Source organism: Segatella cerevisiae, from assembly GCF_024054555.1.
GTDB lineage: Bacteria > Bacteroidota > Bacteroidia > Bacteroidales > Bacteroidaceae > Prevotella > Prevotella cerevisiae.
Window position 1 is genome coordinate 1 of record NZ_JAMXLY010000051.1, and the last position, 17,473, is coordinate 17,473.

Annotated in this window: 16 protein-coding genes and 1 pseudogene; 12 read left to right on the forward strand and 5 right to left on the reverse strand. The window is 39.9% G+C overall.

Going from position 1 to position 17,473, the window contains the following annotated elements; all coding sequences use genetic code 11:
• Positions 1-133: 133 nt before the first annotated feature.
• Positions 134-868 (reverse strand): annotated as a pseudogene (locus NG821_RS10920) (glycoside hydrolase family 3 protein); the annotation flags it as partial.
• Between the two features lie 360 nt (positions 869-1,228).
• Here NG821_RS10920 and NG821_RS10925 point away from each other — a divergent pair.
• From NG821_RS10925 to NG821_RS10965, 9 genes are all read left to right on the forward strand, one after another.
• Positions 1,229-2,413: a site-specific integrase gene (locus NG821_RS10925; protein WP_252761698.1), complete on the forward strand. Its 1,185-nt coding sequence runs from the start codon at positions 1,229-1,231 to the stop codon at positions 2,411-2,413.
• 13 nt (positions 2,414-2,426) lie between these two features.
• The gene (locus NG821_RS10930) at positions 2,427-2,732 is read left to right on the forward strand and encodes a hypothetical protein (protein ID WP_252761699.1); all 306 of its coding nucleotides are present in this window, start codon (positions 2,427-2,429) and stop codon (positions 2,730-2,732) included.
• Positions 2,733-2,753: 21 nt separating this feature from the next.
• Entirely contained in the window at positions 2,754-3,479 is a 726-nt protein-coding gene (locus tag NG821_RS10935) for a hypothetical protein (RefSeq protein ID WP_252761700.1), read from the forward strand.
• A 147-nt stretch (positions 3,480-3,626) separates the two neighbouring features.
• Positions 3,627-3,929, forward strand: a complete 303-nt coding sequence (locus NG821_RS10940; protein WP_252761701.1) for a helix-turn-helix domain-containing protein — start codon at positions 3,627-3,629, stop codon at positions 3,927-3,929.
• 110 nt (positions 3,930-4,039) lie between these two features.
• Positions 4,040-4,423 carry a hypothetical protein gene (locus NG821_RS10945; protein ID WP_252761702.1) on the forward strand — a complete coding sequence of 128 codons (384 nt, stop codon included), beginning with the start codon at positions 4,040-4,042 and terminating at the stop codon, positions 4,421-4,423.
• Positions 4,424-4,449: 26 nt separating this feature from the next.
• Positions 4,450-4,671, forward strand: a complete 222-nt coding sequence (locus NG821_RS10950) for a hypothetical protein (RefSeq protein WP_252761703.1) — start codon at positions 4,450-4,452, stop codon at positions 4,669-4,671.
• A gap of 82 nt (positions 4,672-4,753) precedes the next feature.
• The gene (locus tag NG821_RS10955) at positions 4,754-5,701 is read left to right on the forward strand and encodes a phage/plasmid replication domain-containing protein (RefSeq protein ID WP_252761704.1); all 948 of its coding nucleotides are present in this window, start codon (positions 4,754-4,756) and stop codon (positions 5,699-5,701) included.
• A gap of 118 nt (positions 5,702-5,819) precedes the next feature.
• Positions 5,820-6,164: a hypothetical protein gene (locus NG821_RS10960; RefSeq protein ID WP_252761705.1), complete on the forward strand. Its 345-nt coding sequence runs from the start codon at positions 5,820-5,822 to the stop codon at positions 6,162-6,164.
• Positions 6,157-6,396, forward strand: coding sequence for a hypothetical protein (locus tag NG821_RS10965; RefSeq protein WP_252761706.1), 240 nt, complete (start codon positions 6,157-6,159; stop codon positions 6,394-6,396). The genes NG821_RS10960 and NG821_RS10965 overlap by 8 nt, the downstream gene beginning before the upstream one ends.
• Before the next feature lie 188 nt (positions 6,397-6,584).
• On the opposite strand, the gene NG821_RS10970 is transcribed toward NG821_RS10965, so the two are convergent.
• The 4 genes from NG821_RS10970 to NG821_RS10985 form a co-directional block, all read right to left on the reverse strand.
• Positions 6,585-6,854 carry a hypothetical protein gene (locus NG821_RS10970; RefSeq protein WP_317233090.1) on the reverse strand — a complete coding sequence of 90 codons (270 nt, stop codon included), beginning with the start codon at positions 6,852-6,854 and terminating at the stop codon, positions 6,585-6,587.
• Positions 6,855-7,319: 465 nt separating this feature from the next.
• Complete coding sequence (locus NG821_RS10975) at positions 7,320-9,629, reverse strand: GH92 family glycosyl hydrolase (RefSeq protein ID WP_252761707.1); 2,310 nt, start codon at positions 9,627-9,629, stop codon at positions 7,320-7,322.
• A 140-nt stretch (positions 9,630-9,769) separates the two neighbouring features.
• Positions 9,770-10,927, reverse strand: a complete 1,158-nt coding sequence (locus NG821_RS10980) for a glycoside hydrolase family 130 protein (RefSeq protein ID WP_252761708.1) — start codon at positions 10,925-10,927, stop codon at positions 9,770-9,772.
• 582 nt (positions 10,928-11,509) lie between these two features.
• A complete protein-coding gene (locus NG821_RS10985) occupies positions 11,510-11,977 on the reverse strand; it encodes a nucleoside deaminase (protein WP_252761709.1) in 468 nt (155 codons plus the stop codon).
• A gap of 278 nt (positions 11,978-12,255) precedes the next feature.
• Here NG821_RS10985 and NG821_RS10990 point away from each other — a divergent pair, with 278 nt between their 5' ends.
• From NG821_RS10990 to NG821_RS11000, 3 genes are all read left to right on the forward strand, one after another.
• Complete coding sequence (locus tag NG821_RS10990; protein WP_252761710.1) at positions 12,256-15,672, forward strand: DEAD/DEAH box helicase; 3,417 nt, start codon at positions 12,256-12,258, stop codon at positions 15,670-15,672.
• 187 nt (positions 15,673-15,859) lie between these two features.
• A complete protein-coding gene (locus tag NG821_RS10995) occupies positions 15,860-16,432 on the forward strand; it encodes an outer membrane beta-barrel protein (RefSeq protein ID WP_252761711.1) in 573 nt (190 codons plus the stop codon).
• Between the two features lie 306 nt (positions 16,433-16,738).
• Positions 16,739-17,317 carry a porin family protein gene (locus NG821_RS11000; protein ID WP_252761712.1) on the forward strand — a complete coding sequence of 193 codons (579 nt, stop codon included), beginning with the start codon at positions 16,739-16,741 and terminating at the stop codon, positions 17,315-17,317.
• Positions 17,318-17,473 lie beyond the last annotated feature (156 nt).

Genomic DNA, 17,473 nt, shown 5'->3' on the forward strand with positions numbered 1-17,473 from the left:
GGATTTGATGACGGAATCATGTACAAAATTATCTACAAGGCTGATAAGATGAACCGGTTTGTAAACTTCTACGAAAAAATCGCAGTATAGCAGGTTGTTGATAATTCTTACTTCCGAAACTTGAGTATTTAATATTCAATTTTCCGGATTTCACTGCTTTTTCAATCGTCTGCACATCAACTGTGGCGCCCGGTTCAATCAGATCATTACCGGCAGTCATATTAGCTACACGATCCGTAGCACCATCACGCCAAATAGGGTCTGTACCACCAAGCCAATCGGTCATGACGATACCACCGAATCCCCATTCATCACGCAGGATAGTCGTCAACAAGTCCCGGCGTTCTGAAGTTTCAGTCCCATTCACCCTATTATAGGAAGACATGACAGCCCAAGGATGAGATTTCTTAATGGCGATCTCGAAATTCCTCAGATAGAGTTCACGTGCGGCACGCTGATCAATACGGACATCGTTTCCAAGCCGTGCAGTCTCCTGATTATTAAAGGCAAAATGCTTGATACAAGCACCGACACCTTCACTCTGCACACCATTGATATAAGCAGCCGCAATATTACCTGACAACACGGGATCTTCCGAATAGTATTCGAAATTACGTCCGCACAACGGATTCCGCTGCAGGCAGACACCCGGTCCGAGGATGACATCTGCCCCATATTCCAACACTTCATTTCCTATGGCTTGACCCACTTGTTGTACGAGGTCAGTATCCCAAGAACTGGAGAGGCAAGTCCCGATAGGGAAATGGGTACAATAGTAAGTATTGCTATCATAATCACGGGTAGGATTAATGCGTAATCCTGCAGGTCCGTCTGACAGAACCATCGTGGTAATACCCAGACGCGGAATTAAACCATATTTTTAGGTAAAAATAGAAATGAAACAAAGGGTATAAAAATGGCTTTAAATCAACGATATAAGGGTTTAAAGAGGATTTTTTAAAATGATGGTATCTTCATATATCAACAGATAATTGCTTGTTTTTTGATAATCTATACAACTTTTCTACAACTTTTTATTTCATGAAATATCCTTTATTCATTGGCTAATTTTCAATATCTGATATTGCATTTTTAGTTGATTTTAACAAAAAAAGTCAAGTTGTATGATATTAGGGTAATAAAAGTGCAAAAAAGTTGATGGGTAGTTATCCTAATATGAAATAAAAAAGCTATATTTGCAAAGAAAAGAAACAAAAGCAGATTAAATATGGCAACAATTAAATTTAACTCTAAAGATTGGAACGCTACAACAGACAACCCAAAGTTAGGGGTTAGGATGTTGAAAGACGGTAGGGCGAGCTTGTGTCTTTTTTATTCATTTGGCTGGAATAAGGAAAAATGTGCAGAAGAAAGGAAGATGGAATCATTAAAACTCTATCTGAATAAAAACCCAAGAACCCCTGTTGAGAGGCAACAAAACAAAGAAACATTGGCACTTGCAATCAGGATAAAGGATGAACGAGGACAAATGTTGTTAGAGGACAGAGAGGGCTACAGGGTTAAGCAGAAAGGCATAAATCTGTTTGGTTACTTTGCCAACTTCGTTAAAAATTCAGGAGTTAAGAATAAGTTCATATTAGAGGGGGCATTAAAGAACTTCCATGAGTTCATCTGTAAGGAGTACCCACAATTTGCCGACAGGATAGAACCAAAGTATCTCAACAAAGCTATGATGCAGCGTTTTTCACATTATATTGAGAAAAGGCATAAAGGAGAGGGAATCAGAACCTATTGGCAGCGTTTCAAGCGTTTAATCAACTATGCAGTAGAGCAAAAGGTAATCAAGGAAAGTCCATGTAGGGGTATCAAGGTAGTTTCCACAGACGACATCCTAAGTAAAGACATACTAAGTCGTGAGGAATTGCAACGGTTATTTGCAACACACTATGACAAAGAAAGCAAGACGATTAGGCGTGCATTTGCCCTTACCTGCTTTACAGGTATCAGGCATTGTGATTTAAGGCGTCTCACTTATGGGAATATTGATTACAGTAACAAGTTAATGACATTCAGACAAAGCAAAGTGGAGCATGATAGTAGTGTTAGCGGGGTAACGATACCATTAAACGATACTCTGTTAGCTATTATAGGGAAAAAGCCAAAAGGTGCAAAAGACAGTGATTTAATATTCAAGATGCCTACCATTCAAAGTAGTGAAAAAGCATTGAAGTGTTGGGTGGCAAAAGCTGGAATTGACAAACATATAACGTGGCATTGTGGCAGGCATAGTTTTGCCACAAATATGTTAAGCAACGGTGCAAACATAAAGGTGGTTAGTGAACTGTTGGGGCATAGCAGCCTGAAATTTACACAAAAGTATGTAAGGGCGCTTGATAGTCAGAAAAAAGCAGCTATTGACAGTCTACCACAAATTGATGTTAGCAATATTTAGAATTGATTAGGATATGGAAAATACGGTTTTTGGAGTTAGGGGTACGTGCATGGATAGTAGCAAGTCCCCTATAAGATTAAAAGACGGTGATGAAATAACGGCTCATGAAGTGCCAACAAATGAACAACAGATAATCAGGAACATCAAGAAGATTGTTTGTGTTGTGCTGAACAACGGCAAAGCTTATGTTAAGATGTTGGCTTTCTATGATGGAGCACATAGGGAAATAGGTCTAAAATGCTTTGAACCAAAAGAGACGGTATATTATGTGCCTTTAGGTATGGTTAGTTATCTCTTTGTCGTGGATAGGGTTTTGTGATTAGTTGTAAAGGGGATGATTATGGAAAGAGACGATAACATACAAAAAGAGCTGCATGACATTTTGGATGTGAATATGCAGTATGCAAAAAGTGAACTATCCCTATTTAAGAAACAAACAAGGGAGACTTTGCAATATAAGAGTGACATAAGAGGATATATCAAGGATTTGTTGGCAGGATATAGTAAATTCAGTACCAACGAGGATGGCACCATTAACATGAGTGGCATAGCCTACACAAACGGTGGTTTTCCAAAATTATCAGAGGATGGAATATTGTCCCAAATGGAGCAACTTTACATGAGGTTTGCCCACAAACCTAAATTTGGCAGAGATGTGATTATCAATGCTGCAAAATCAGACGGTAGACTATTCTTGGTAAAGTATTGCAAATATAACTACCTAAAAGACCTATTGGGAGAATCGGGGCAGCCTCAACAGGCACAAACGCCAAGGGAAAAGAGGCAAAGGCACAAAGTCACTTTCAGAGATAAGCTATTGGCAGAAAACAAAGATGAGGCTTTGGCAAAACTTCATTCTCTAATTGATGGCAGAATAGGGAAATATGTTGCCTTGGTAATACTTGAAAGCATTGAAGAGGGAATATTGCAAAAACCGACATACAAACAAGTCAAGGATGAATTTGGAGATATTGGGGCAGAAAGCGGTTATAACAGGTATGTGAGTGAGGAAAGAATGTACACTAAAGCTGAAATTGATGGCATGAGGAATAGACTAAAGGAATAAAAATAAGACCTTACAAAAGCGCCTTTACAGTTGTTTTTAGTGGTGTTTGATGGAGCGTTTTTTTACTCCACTAAACACCACTTTTCATTTTTCTACAATTCTTGATTTTTATCTTCCTTTGTGTATTAATTTAAAATTCAAGAAAAAATGGAAGAAAATTTTGCTATTAAAAAATTCAAAGACTTTGCAGGCATGATTGCAAGTCGATTGGCTATTAACACAAAAGACATTTTAACGTCTAACGAGGCTGCTGCTTATTTGGGCATATCAAAATCTTGTCTTTATAAGCTTACCATGGATAAAGAAATACCATATTCCAAGCCAAATGGGAAGATGTGCTACTTTGAGCGTAAGGCGCTTGACAGATGGGCTTTACAGAATAGATGTGCAACTGTAGCAGAGATTTCAGACAGAGCACATGAATATTGTCAGAAAGGGGGTAATCTATGATACTGACAGATTATTACCGTTTTGAACGTCTTAAAGGCACAAAAGCCAAGCTTAGAATAGACTGTACCGCCTCAACAAGAAGCTATGAACCTTTTGAAGAAAAAAGGTCTATGAAAGCCCTTAGACATACAGACAAACGAGACGGATGCAACGTAGGCGACCTGTTTTGTTACTTTGGAGACGTACCCAAGACCTTTGGCGGTAGCGTACATAGGAAAGCTGATAAGGCGCTAACAAAGTCAAAGAATATCAGTAGCATTTATGTGCCTGAACCACAAAGCAATTTAGGTTATGGCGACATGAAAGGAACGGCAGATGCCCTATTGTTCATCTTCCATGATGCAGAAGTTGCAAATGGGAGATTAAAGGATGGTGCCGTTATAGAAATCTTTGTAGCTCGTGGGATGGCAAGGGATAAAGCAGGACTTTACAACGAGTTGTCAGACGGTATGCTTGATGATGAAATAGAAGCATTGAGACAGAAACTATCATAACGTTTAATATTTAAATTTTAGAAATCATGAGTAAAAACTATTTTACAAAAAAAGAAGTAGAGGGCTACATTCAGTTTGCAGCAAAGTATGGAGATGTTGCAGCAAAGGGGATGCTTGATAAGATTGCAAGCCAAGATAAGCCAGCAGATAACTGTTTTGACCTTGCCAGAGCAATTAACAACGGCACAAAACAAATTTTGGATAAGCAATACAAAGAGAAATTAGAGACATTGGCAGACAAACTGTAGTTTAAGCTGGAGAGAATGTGCAAAAAGCCACATTCTCTTTTTGCTTTAAGTTCCTGTTTTTGGAACTTTTAATGTGTTTCAAATGATTGATAGTCTTAATTTGAACTTGGGAGTAACAGAAGCTGGTGGAATAGACTTTCTAAAAGAAGTTCCTTCACATCTTGATGATGCCAATAGGTCAGAGCATTGTTTTGATGGGCGTTTCTATGTGGTTAACGGATATGTTGGCAGTTTGAAAGTTTTTATAAGCAGGATGAGTGTAATCATAAAGGATAGCAGCTTTTGCAAATGGTGCCTTGGAAACAATTTCAAGACGCTAACAAGGGGTGATATAAAATTAGGCATAGAAAAGCTTTCTGACACGTTACATTTGCCCATGGAGCTTGCAAAGGTTACCCGCTTGGATATTGGTCAGAATTTTGTACTAAAGAACCCTACAGGCGTTTATTTGAGGCATTTGGGAACCCTAAGGTACGCTAAGAGGCTACAGGAACCTACGGGGTTATACTATGCAGGAACGAACACCCAACTTGCCTTTTATGACAAAGTAAGGGAGCAAACGAGAGCTGGTGAAAACATACCTGAATTATACAAGGGCAGGAACGTGCTAAGGTATGAAATAAGATTTCTGCACAGGCTACCATATACGTTGCACGTATCAGAAGTAACAGGCAGGCTGCTTTATGATGAGGCTTTCTATATGAGTACGATTAAGAGATGGTATGAAGCCTATAAGGCTATTAGTAAGATTAATGACATTCAATTAGATTTTGAGGCTATGAAAGGGAAAAAGGAACTATATAGGGCAGGTCTCTTAGCCTTGATAGAGCAAAGAGGCGGTGAATTGTCTTTATTAGATGAAATAACAGAAGCCCAGCAGCGTGGTGAACTGAATAAGCGCCAAGCTTTTGAGATGAGGACTGCTATAAAAAACGTTTGCCACACTACTACAGGAAAATTACTGAAAGAGAATTGCTCGGTAAAGGAACTTGACAAAAAGGTAAATGAAGCAGTACGCTTTTTCAGATGATTATACCCCTCACGATATATTAAGTTGTATTGAGTTCCAAAAACAGGAACCAAGCATAAATTAGGAACATAAAATATTCCTTTACAAATATAGGTTTACAAAAGTAGTTTTATTTAGTATGGGAAGAATGAAGAATGATGGTAAGGGCAGGTTAGGTGGTAGGTCAAAAGGCACTCCAAATAAAGCAAATGCAACATTAAGGGCGTTTATAGAAAAGCTCATAGACGACAACAGAGGACAGATAAAAGCCGATTTAAAGAAATTGGCACCGTATCAGAGATTGTCTTTGATAGAAAAGCTCATAGGCTATGTACTACCTAAGCAGGCGCCTGTAAGCGTGGATGAACGTATAAGCACAGAATACAAGGCGCTTGAACATCTGATAGATACTGCACCCGATGAATTTATAGATAAGATAACAGAGAAAGTATTAAAAATGCAAGAGGAGAATAATAATGGCTAATAACAGAGAGATTTTAAAGCATATAGCAAGAGGCGTATATGCTACAGGAGTAAGTGGTTTTGATGTGGCTTTATGGGGATATTTGGAAAGGTCTGAATATGACAGACGTGCCGTTGATGCCTGTAAAAGCCAAGTGGAGAGCTATGAAGAGTGCACAGGAGAGACAGACAGAACGAGTTGTTTTTCCAAGTATCTACAGGAGATGAAAGGCAAAGGTTATAAAATTCAGTAAAAAGGGCAAAACTCAAATCCAAAGTAAGGGAAGTGTCTACAGATTGATTGGCACTTCCTTTTTTATTTGTGGTTATTGTACAGAAATCAAGCTCATAGCAGTCAAAAAAGGGGCAAAAAGCAGTTTTTTGGTATAATCTACAACTTTTCTACAACTTGTATAAACATAAATATCAGTATATTAGTTAGTTATGTGTAATATTTTATACCCAGACGCGGAATAGAAAATGTAGTTCCGGCAGCACCAGGTACAAGTGTGGCGAAAGAGCCTAAAGTAGCAGTCGTACTTTCTCCCCAGCCGGTACCGACAACCAGTGAGGCCTTCTCATGAAGCGTCATAGCTTTAACCACCTCGTCAATATTATTGGCGTTGAGTTTCGGTTGAGCGATAGCACTTCCTGTACAACAGGCGAGTGCGAAGAACCCAGCCACGAGTCGTAAATAAGATATCTTTTTCATGTTTTATAACCTTAAATTGCTCAAATTTAGATTTATAGTCCTAACCTGATTAAAGTTGGTCATTCCCTTTACCGGGTCATTTCCAATTGTCGTCATGATGAACTAATAGATGTTTAGGAATTCGCCAGCAAATTTATCACCTTTTCTACGAGATAGTTCATAGAGTAAGTATAAAAGTAAATTATGGAAAACTATAAATTACTTAATATTAATGAGTTATAAAATACGCAAAAAGAAGAAAAGTAAATTCTATGACGCTATCATAAGTAATTATATATGACAATTAAAGTCAGTCCCAATTGGAATTAAAGAGAAAAGTCATCACCTGAACTACCCAATAATTTCATTGAATAAACAAGTACCTTTAAAAGCATATAGGATCAATTCTGCGAAGGATCCTACCAACTGAAGAATTAGGTATGAATCAAATCTATTTTCCCCAGAGTTCTAAAAGCCATGAGTATCTCATCTTCGTGTAAAGGAAGAAGCGTATTTAGGCACTCCGGATATTCCCCATGACTTTTCAGGTTGAGGTCCCATCAACAATTCCAATTTCCCTCCATCTACAATCGTCGAATGCCGAATCCAGCATTGATTAAATGGTTTGCCATTCAATTTGGCACTTTGAATATAAATATTCTTTGAAGATGCGTGGTGAGCTACGATCATAAAAGTTTTACCTCCTTCCAATCGAATGACCACCTTATCAAATGATGGACTGGAAATTGCATAATAACAATCTGTAGGACAAACCGGATAAAAGCCTAAAGCAGCAAATACATACCAAGCAGACATTTGCCCGGAATCATCGTTTCCGGAAAGCCCATTTGCACCTAATCCATATTCTCGTTCCATTATCTGCCTCACCTCATACTGTGTTTTCCACGGTTGACCGGCATAGTCATACATAAAACCAATCTGGTGGCAAGGTTCATTTCCATGCCAGATGCGCTTTTGAGAAAACATCGAATCCAATTTCAAAATATAAGACTTTCTGCCTCCCATACATTTCATCAATCCATATACGTCATGAGGGACATACCAACTGTATTGGCAAGGAGTTCCTTGAGTAATAAAGGAATAATTCTGATCAGGTTTCGTATTCTCATAGAATTTACCATCGGCATGTCGCCCATTGACATATCCTGTACGAGGATCAAATACATTTTGGTAATTTTTAGAACGCTTATACAATAGACGGGCGGCATCTAAATGCCCCAAATATTCTGCCAAACGTGCTACACAGTAATCATCATAAGCATATTCCATAGTTCTCGAAGTCTGTTCATTACCATGGTAAGCCTCTTTTACGGGATCCTCAAGTGGTATAAAACCATATTTCATATAGGATTTTAAAGCTCGGCGGCCTTTTCCATCCTTATATTCATCATACGTTGCAGGAGACTGAAAAGCCATTTTCAACATAGCTTGATAAGCCGTTTGAATATCAAAATTCCGCACCCCTTTTAGATAAGCTTCTGCTAATAAAGATGCTGTATGATCACCTATCATTTCCTGTGTAAACGAATTCCAGGCAGGGAAGACGGGAAGCCATCCACTCTGCTCATACATATCAACAAGTGACTGCATCATCTCGCCCGATATATGGGGATAAAACAAGGTAATCAAAGGATGGAGTGCGCGGAAGGTATCCCATAGGCTATAGTCAGTAAAATAGGTACCAGATGTTTTTTCGATGGTCTTGCCTCCTGCGAAAGAAGGATAGCGGCCATCTGCATCGCTAAAAGCATGAGGGCAAAAAGCCGTACGATAAAGAGACGTATAGAATTTTGTCAATGCATCCTTATTCCCACCTGTTACCTCTACTACTGACAAATGTCGCTCCCACTGCTTTGCAAGTTGACTGCGCACCCGATTAAAATTCCAACCCGGGCATTCGACCTCCATATTATGTCGAGCTCCGTCCACACTAACAAAGGAAGAAGCGACCTTGACTATGATCTGTTCGCCGGCCTTTACAGGGAAAGAGAGATAAGCACCGGATTTCTTTTCATTCTGAATAAAGGTCACGTGCTCCATGATTTCCGATCCGGAATAGACGCCATAAGAAGAAGGTTGTCTTTTAACTTGAATGATGAACCAACCACTAAATCCGGTCGGTTGTCCTTGTCCCAAGTAAAACCGGTGACAAAGGTTTTCTCCAAAAACTTCCCCATGTTCTGGATCTATTCTTACACGGCCTTCTCCTCTATCGCTATTGGGGGTAATAACCAAATGAGCCATACCAGCCTTTTTATAAGTAAAGCGAAAAATACCTGTACGAGAAGTTCCTGTCATTTCAGCTATAATTGTTCCTTTAAAGAGAGGGACTCGATAATAATCAGGACGGGACACTTCATCGGTATGGCTGAATGCACTGGCCCGTTCTTCCGGTTGGCATTTTAGCGTATCAAGTAAAGGCATTATCGTCACAGATCCATAATCCTGAGTAGCAGAGCCATCTATATAATGGCTATTACGGAATCCCTGAATACGGGATTTATTTGCATAATAAGGGCAAACGCCATGTCCTTCGCTCTCTTCTGTCTGAGGAGTCCAAGCATTCATTCCATAAGGAGCCAGGACTGCCGGCATACATTGTCCGAGCGGGTCCCGCCCATGGGAGAAATCTCCGTTCACAGCACCTGTCCCAATCATAGGATCAACATATTGGATCAGATGATGTCCAGCCTGCAAAGTACCAGTCATAAACCAAGTCAGGACTATTACCATAACAAACTTAGCAAATGATGCCAATCGTATACTTTTCACCATTATAACTTTCTGTTCAGGGCTTTATTTTACACTATTCAGCAAATCTATTGCCATCTCTTTCGGCTTGTTTCGGAATAAGTTCATACGGCAAGATTCAAATAACCTTTGAAAACCGTTTCTAAATTTATTTTACGTCTAGGCTATTTTGCAAACTTTGCTACAGCTACAAAAGAATCAGCACAACCATAATAAAGAAAGAATGTTCCCTTCTTGTATACTAGTCCTTCTGTAAACACAGTTCCATCTGGGTATTGACCACTCTTTTCAAAATCTTCTTCTGGCCAGAAGAAGGGATAGTCCAAGCGGTCTATCATTTTACAAGGATTATCTTTATCAAACAAGATTTGACCAGCAGCATAAGTTCCTTTAGGATAATTAGGATCTCCGTCTCCAGTAGAAGAATTCTTACCATTATAGATAAGGACAATACCATCTTTTGTCATCAATGCAGGAGGACCACATTCTGTCAATTGACTGTCAAAATACCCTTTCCTTGGGATTACTAATTTCAATAAATTCCCTTGCTTATCCAACAAAGGAGTCCAGTTGATCAAATCATCAGAATAAGCTGCACAAACAGCCTTCTCTCCCCAATACATAAAATAATGGCCCTTAACTTTAGCCACAATTATTTTTCCATTCTGTACTTTTGTAACAATTGAAGCGGATTTACATTCCAGATATTTGAACTTGCCCCCATTGGCCTTCCCGAAAGCAAGACCATGTTTTGTCCAGTGCTTTAAATCTCTTGAAGTAGCCACACATAAACGTGGGGTATTAGATTCCCCTTTTGGGTTATCACGATTCCAACCTGTATATAGCATGACATATAAACCAGATTGAGTAACAACGACCCGAGGATCCTCGCAACCGCCATGCCAATCTAAAGAGGTGAACTTATCTTTCTCTGGATACAGAACCGGAGTTCCTTGTCTTGACACATTAACCCCATTTTCACTTTCTGCATAACCTATACGTGACGTCCGCTTGCCAATTCCGATAACCGTATTATCTTCAGCTCGATACAAAACAACAACTTTTCCATCTTTAAGAACTGCTGCAGGATTAAAGGTAGCCCCTTCTTCCCATTTGATCATTTTTTGATTCATTGGACAAAAGAACTGTGACTCTAAAGGAGAAATTATAGGGTTAACTCCCGAAGGCCGTCTAAAAGGACCCAGCATCCATGTCTTTTTAGAATTAGTTACCTTTTCATTAAAAGATTGACCGAGAACATTGATCGTAGGAAAAAACAACAGGCTGAACAAAAGCAGGATAAGATGATTTTTTGTTGTCATAAATATAAATATTTAGATTGATACTATTCGGTAGTAAAATATTGTAAGACGTACCAATTAAGAAGTTCTTTATGACATCAAAATAGGGTACGAGAAGTTGATGGTTCCTATTATCAAAAAGCTACATTTATATTTCATATTTTTCAAGGTCGCGGTAAACGTATATAAAGCATTATTAAATTCTCATCTTTCTCAACATCTATAAAAGACTTCGAATAAAAGCCGTCACACCTATTAAAGATACTCAGGAATAATCTAAATTATATTTTAACACCCATAGCCATAGCCCTCTTTAGGAAAAAGAATTAACCACTATAGTCCTCTTCTTAGCTCAATACTAATTCCATCACAGAGCAACTTTTATCCTTAAAGTTAATGGTCATAAAGCTGTCACAGTAATATGAAGTAACAATCCGAGTTAACTTCTAATTCTCTTTTTAAGATGTACAGAACTCTGCCAAACGGTTTTAGATGCCTGCGGAACATCCGTATTAGTTCACATATTAGAATTTATGCAAAGATAAACATTTAATTTAATATATAGGATTGGTAAGTAAATAATTTTCAAATGGCTTTCAACATTTAGTATTCTGTCTTTCCTGTATTCTTTTCCCACATTTCAAAGGCTTTCTTGGCTTCATTAGGGAGGAGGAGTTCCATTTTCTTATGACGGTCTTCAGGTTTTAAAGCAATCTCCTGATAGATGAAATCATCATCAAAACCGATACGGGCTGCATCCTGCCGGTTATTCGCATAATAGATCGTATCCAAATGTGCCCAATAAATAGCACCTAAACACATCGGACACGGCTCACACGATGTATAGATATCACAACCTGACAGATCAAATGTCCCCAGAATCTTCGTAGCTTTGCGAATGGCATTGACCTCTGCATGTGCCGTCGGGTCGTTATCTAGAGTTACGCTATTAGATGCCTCAGCAATGATTTCACCTTGACGGGCAATGACAGCCCCAAAAGGACCACCCCCGTTTTCTACACTTTCCTCAGAGAGCGCTATAGCTCTCAGCATTAAATCTTCTTTTTCCATAACCACAAAGGTAAAACTTTTATATGAATCTACAGAAGTTTCAAGGGAAAAATCCATAGTACCGGGAATGCTCCCTTTTTCAAAAGACAAACGTAATATCCACTCATTCTGACAGATTACCTAGATATGATCCTACGATTCAGACATACTTGAAGTTGCACCCAAACCTCCAGCATAGACGCCAATCTGTCGTGATTCAGATTTTCCAGAAAGAATTTCTGTCTTTCCTTCCTTCCCGTTCTGACGAGATGTGAAAGATTTTATTTATCTTTGCACTAATGGATAAAGCTATTACATCGAAGGAACTCTTCACTCGCATCATGAGGATATTGTCAACTCCCGGACTTGAACCAATGGCACAAAACCAACTGATGCATGATACCTTGGTACAGTGTTGTCATGAGGGAACGAAAGATTCCGGCCACGCATTCGGCAATCTCTTCTCGCAAGTCGATTACCTCTGCAACATGAAACATATTCATGTGGCAGACAAGATTGCCATACAGACTATGCGGCGCCATTCCAATTCCCCCCAACCTTTGTCAGATGCGGAGTTAAAAGAGGATATCCGCGCTCTGTGTATTTTCATATCAGCCGTTTTTTCCTGTGACATTCCTTCCGATGTCAATACCTCCATTCCTCAGATCAATTCCTATCAGTTACAGCCTCAACGCATCAACAACCGGTATATCCGGTGTATAGTCCAGTCTGTGAAAGTTAATGGAATAGAAGTCAGCATCGACCAGGATAATGCTCCTGAAAAGGCTTTTATACCCTATCAGGAAGAGCAAAGGGGCATCGATCACAGTTATCTCAAGGACCTCGTTCATAAAGGAACCCAACTGAATCTTTTGGATAATCACATTGACGGCGATCTTATCCAACCGACACTCATCGTCACGGAACCAGATTTCCTACTAGATACTAGTTCTATTGCCAGTTGCTTTACCGAATATGGACACCATCCTCTCCTCTATCTGCTGAATCAGATGAAACCGAAGGCGAACACACAACCGATACTTTTAGGAAATCTGGCAGGGTCAATCTTGGACGATATCATCAACAGTAAGGAAAACTATCAACTGAATGATACTATCAAAAGCAATTACCAAGAAAAAGCATTGGAATATTCCTGTTGCAACAGTTTCAATCCCACAAAATTCTATCATGACGCCGAGAACCAGGCGAAGAACATCCTACAGGGAGTAAACCAACTTTTTTCCGGACCTAATGCTTTTGACAAATCAAAGGCTATTCTAGAACCTTCTTTTATATGTGAAGCCTTGGGAATAGAAGGCCGAGTAGACTTAATGACCACAGACTTTAGATTGCTGATAGAGCAGAAATCAGGTCGGAACATGTATATTGAAAGACAGCAGCTGGATCCGGTCCATCACGGTCTCACACTTGAAAACCACTGGGTACAGCTCTTGCTCTATTTCGGCATCCTGCATTATAATTTTCATACTACAAATACCCGTACAGATATCCGCCTCTTTTATTCAAAATATCCCCCTATAGACGGAATGATGAGTGTAGTCAATTATCACACACTCTTCAGGGAAGCCATCAAATACCGGAATCAGGTTGTCTCGGAGCTCTTCAATATTGCGACCAAAGGCTTTAATGACAGAATAGACCGTCTCACCCCAGAGTCACTCAATATCAAGCACATCCAAAGCCCTTTCTACCATCAATACCTCAGACCCCAAATCGCAGTGATGACAGATCCACTGCACACTTTGAGTCCTTTGGAACGCCATTATTTCGACAGGATGGTCACTTTCGTGATCCGTGAACAGGTCGTCTCCAAGGTAGGGGCTCAGGAAGGTCTCGGCAATTCTTACAGTGACCTTTGGAATATGCCTCTAGCAGAAAAGAAAGACACCGGCAACATCTATACAGACTTACATATTATAAAAAAGGAAAAGAGTTCTTCTTTCAACGGATATGACACCATCACCTTAGCTATCCCGGACCAAGGCGCTTATTTCCTGCCCAATTTCCGTAAAGGAGATATGGTCAATCTCTATGGTTATTCCCGTCAACGAATACCGAATGTCCGCCAGGCGATCCTGCTAAAAGGTATCCTGCAGGACATTTCTTCCGACCAACTCGTCGTACATCTCAACGATGGGCAGCAGAATCCTAACCTTTTCCATTCAGAAGCATATGCCATCGAGCATGGCAGCAGTGATGTCGGAACTACAGCATCATTGCGTAACTTACACAGGTTCATCTCTTCTCCTCAATCTGAACGAGACCTGCTTCTCGGACAGCGGAAACCTGAAAGAGACCAGTCCATCAAACTCTCCCGACACTATGATGACCTGTTAGACCCTCTCTTGAAAAGGGCCAAGCAAGCTAGAGATTACTTTCTCCTCTTAGGTCCTCCAGGAACAGGCAAGACATCCTGTGCCCTCCAGTTCATGGTTCGGGAAGCGCTGACCGACACCAGCCAATCCATTCTTCTGATGGCCTACACCAACAGAGCAGTAGACGAAATCTGCAATATGCTTCTGGAAAACAAAATCGATTTTCTCAGGATTGGAAATCCCTTTTCGTGTGACAAACGCTACCAACCCTATCTGATTAGCAACTTGGCAGAGCATTCTCCGAAACTCGCCGATTTCATGAAGAAAATCCGGAACACACGTATTATCGTAGGAACAACATCCATGATATCTTCCAAGGAATACCTCTTCAGCCTTAAACAGTTCAAACTTGCCATTGTTGACGAAGCCTCACAAATTCTGGAGCCGAACATTATAGGATTGCTTACCAGAGTAAAAAAGTTTATTCTGATTGGAGATCATAAGCAACTTCCCGCTGTCGTCCAACAAGAGGAAAATGATTCAAAGGTATTGGACGAGGACCTGAATGCGATCGGACTGACCAACTGCCGTAATTCTCTTTTCGAACGCCTTCTCCATTGGGAGAGAAAGCAAGGTAGAGAGAACGACTTTATCGGTGTGCTGAATCACCAAGGCAGAATGCATCCGTCAATAGCAGAATTCCCGGGAAAGATGTTCTATGCCCGCGAGTGTATTCAACCTGTACCATTGCCCCATCAAAAAGAAAAAAATTTATATCCCTCACGTGTCAGAGAGGAGTGTGATCACATCTCACCTCTTGACCACCTGCTTCTCAACCATCGTATTGTCTTTATACCCAGTAATTTCTGCAGGGTAACCGGCATTTCTGATAAAGTGAATTCTTCTGAAGCAGAAATCACGGCTCAATGCCTGAAGCGGATATTTGAATATACGCAAGAAGTATTCAAGATGACAGGGCTTGCCCAAACTCAATTTGACGCTATCAGAACTGCAGGCGTCATCGTGCCATATCGGAACCAAATCGCCATGATCAGGAAAGAAATCGAAAAACTCCATATACCTGAACTTCTAAACGTTTCGATAGATACCGTCGAGCGGTATCAAGGCAGCCAACGCGACTATATTATTTATTCTTTCACGGTACAGGATCTTTTCCAACTCGAATTTCTCACTGCCAGTTGTTTCAATGAAGACGGTATGACAATAGACCGGAAATTAAACGTCGCTTTAACAAGGGCAAGGAAACAAACCATTTTGACTGGGAATCCACAGATACTAGACTATGACCCCATATTCAGGAAACTCATAGCTTATTGCCAGCAGCAGAAAGGTTATTACGATACCAGAGCAGCACATTAGATTCGAAAAAAAAGAACCGATTATCCCAAATTTCCACCAATAAGAGTGATACCCTTTTAGGGAAACGGGATACTCCTTTAGGGAAATTCCGACACTTTATAGGGGAAAACCACCTCTAAATCACAAAAGAAGTTATACTTTTGCAGTACCTAAAAAGAATAATTAACAAATAAAAGTATAATAAATTATGAAGAAATTGATTCTATTGGCAGTTATTCTGCTATCAACGTCAGGAGCTTTTGCTCAGCGTCGGAGTTATAGGTATTATCATCGCCGTACCGCATCAAGTTCTTTCACGCTTCAGCCGAAGATCGGTCTGAACGTTGCTTCATTGACTAATGTAGGTGCTGATTCGAGAGTAGGAATGGTACTTGGTCTGGAAGGAGAAGTAAGTGCAAGCAGCAATGTAGGTATCAGTTTCGGAGCACTCTATTCAGCCCAAGGAGCTAAATGGAGCCGTGACGGATTTTCTTCTACTACAAAACTTGATTATATCAATGTTCCGGTACTTGCCAATTTCTACGTAGCACCAGGATTCGCTTTAAAGTTAGGACTTCAACCGGGGTTCTTGGTAGATGATCACGGGAGTGATGCCAAGAGTGTAGATTTATCTATACCTATCGGTATATCTTACCAGTATGACAACTTTGTCATTGACGGCCGCTACAACTGGGGTATAACCGATGTTGTCGATCATCAGAATGACAATCCTCATAACAGTGTGTTCCAATTTACTATAGGATATAAATTCCATCTCTAATCAAATATTATCTCTCAGATGCCCAATGCGCCTGTTCCCTGACTTTCACGGAAAAGTGTTTCCCTGTAGGACAGTTTATCAGTTCTGTCATGAAGAAGTTGGGGCAGGCAGCAGCATCTGAAAAAACTCATTAAAGCTATTAAGTTCTGCAATTCTGAATCAAAGACAAGATTTCAGAAATAGGTAAATCCCTATCACATTAGGGGAAATTCCTTTTCAGATTCAAAAAGAATGGATTACCTTTGCTGAACAAATTAGGAAAACCCAAAACGGTAAAAGAGTTTTTAATTTAAAAATTAAGGAAAGATGAAAAAGATGATTTTAATGGCAGCTGTTTTACTGTCTTCAATCGGTGCCTTCGCACAAGCTCCAGCAGGAACTTTCACTTTACAACCAAAAGTTGGTGTTAATGTTTCTACTCTGACCAATGTCGATGCTGACTCAAAAGCCGGTTTCGTAGGTGGCTTGGAAGGTCAATATCAGGTAGATGACCTATTCGGGCTCAGTTTGGGTGTCAACTACTCTCAACAGGGTGCTAAATGGGACATCGGTGACAATACTTCCTACAAACAGAAACTGGATTACATCAACATCCCCGTTCTTGCCAACGTTTATGTTGTCAAAGGATTAGCTGTAAAGACTGGTCTTCAACCCGGTTTTCTGATAGACAAGCATGACAGTCCTTATAGTCCCAAGACTTTCGATTTGTCTATTCCAATCGGTTTGTCTTACGAATATGACAACTTCATTGTGGATGCACGGTACAACTGGGGAGTAACCAAAGTTTCTAGTGGTCTGCCTGAATGGAAAGACGGCAAAGTGGAAAACAATGATTCTAGAAACAGTGTATTCCAGTTTACTATCGGATATAAGTTCAATTTGTAATTCCTAGACATACTTACTTTTGAGTTTTTAAAGAGGGTGTGTCAAAATAGACATATCCTCTTTTTTTATCACAAAGCCCCGACTTTCTCAAGCCAGGGCTTTGCCATGTCCAAAAATTTTTGTACCTTTAGACATATACTTTATAACTATGGCAAA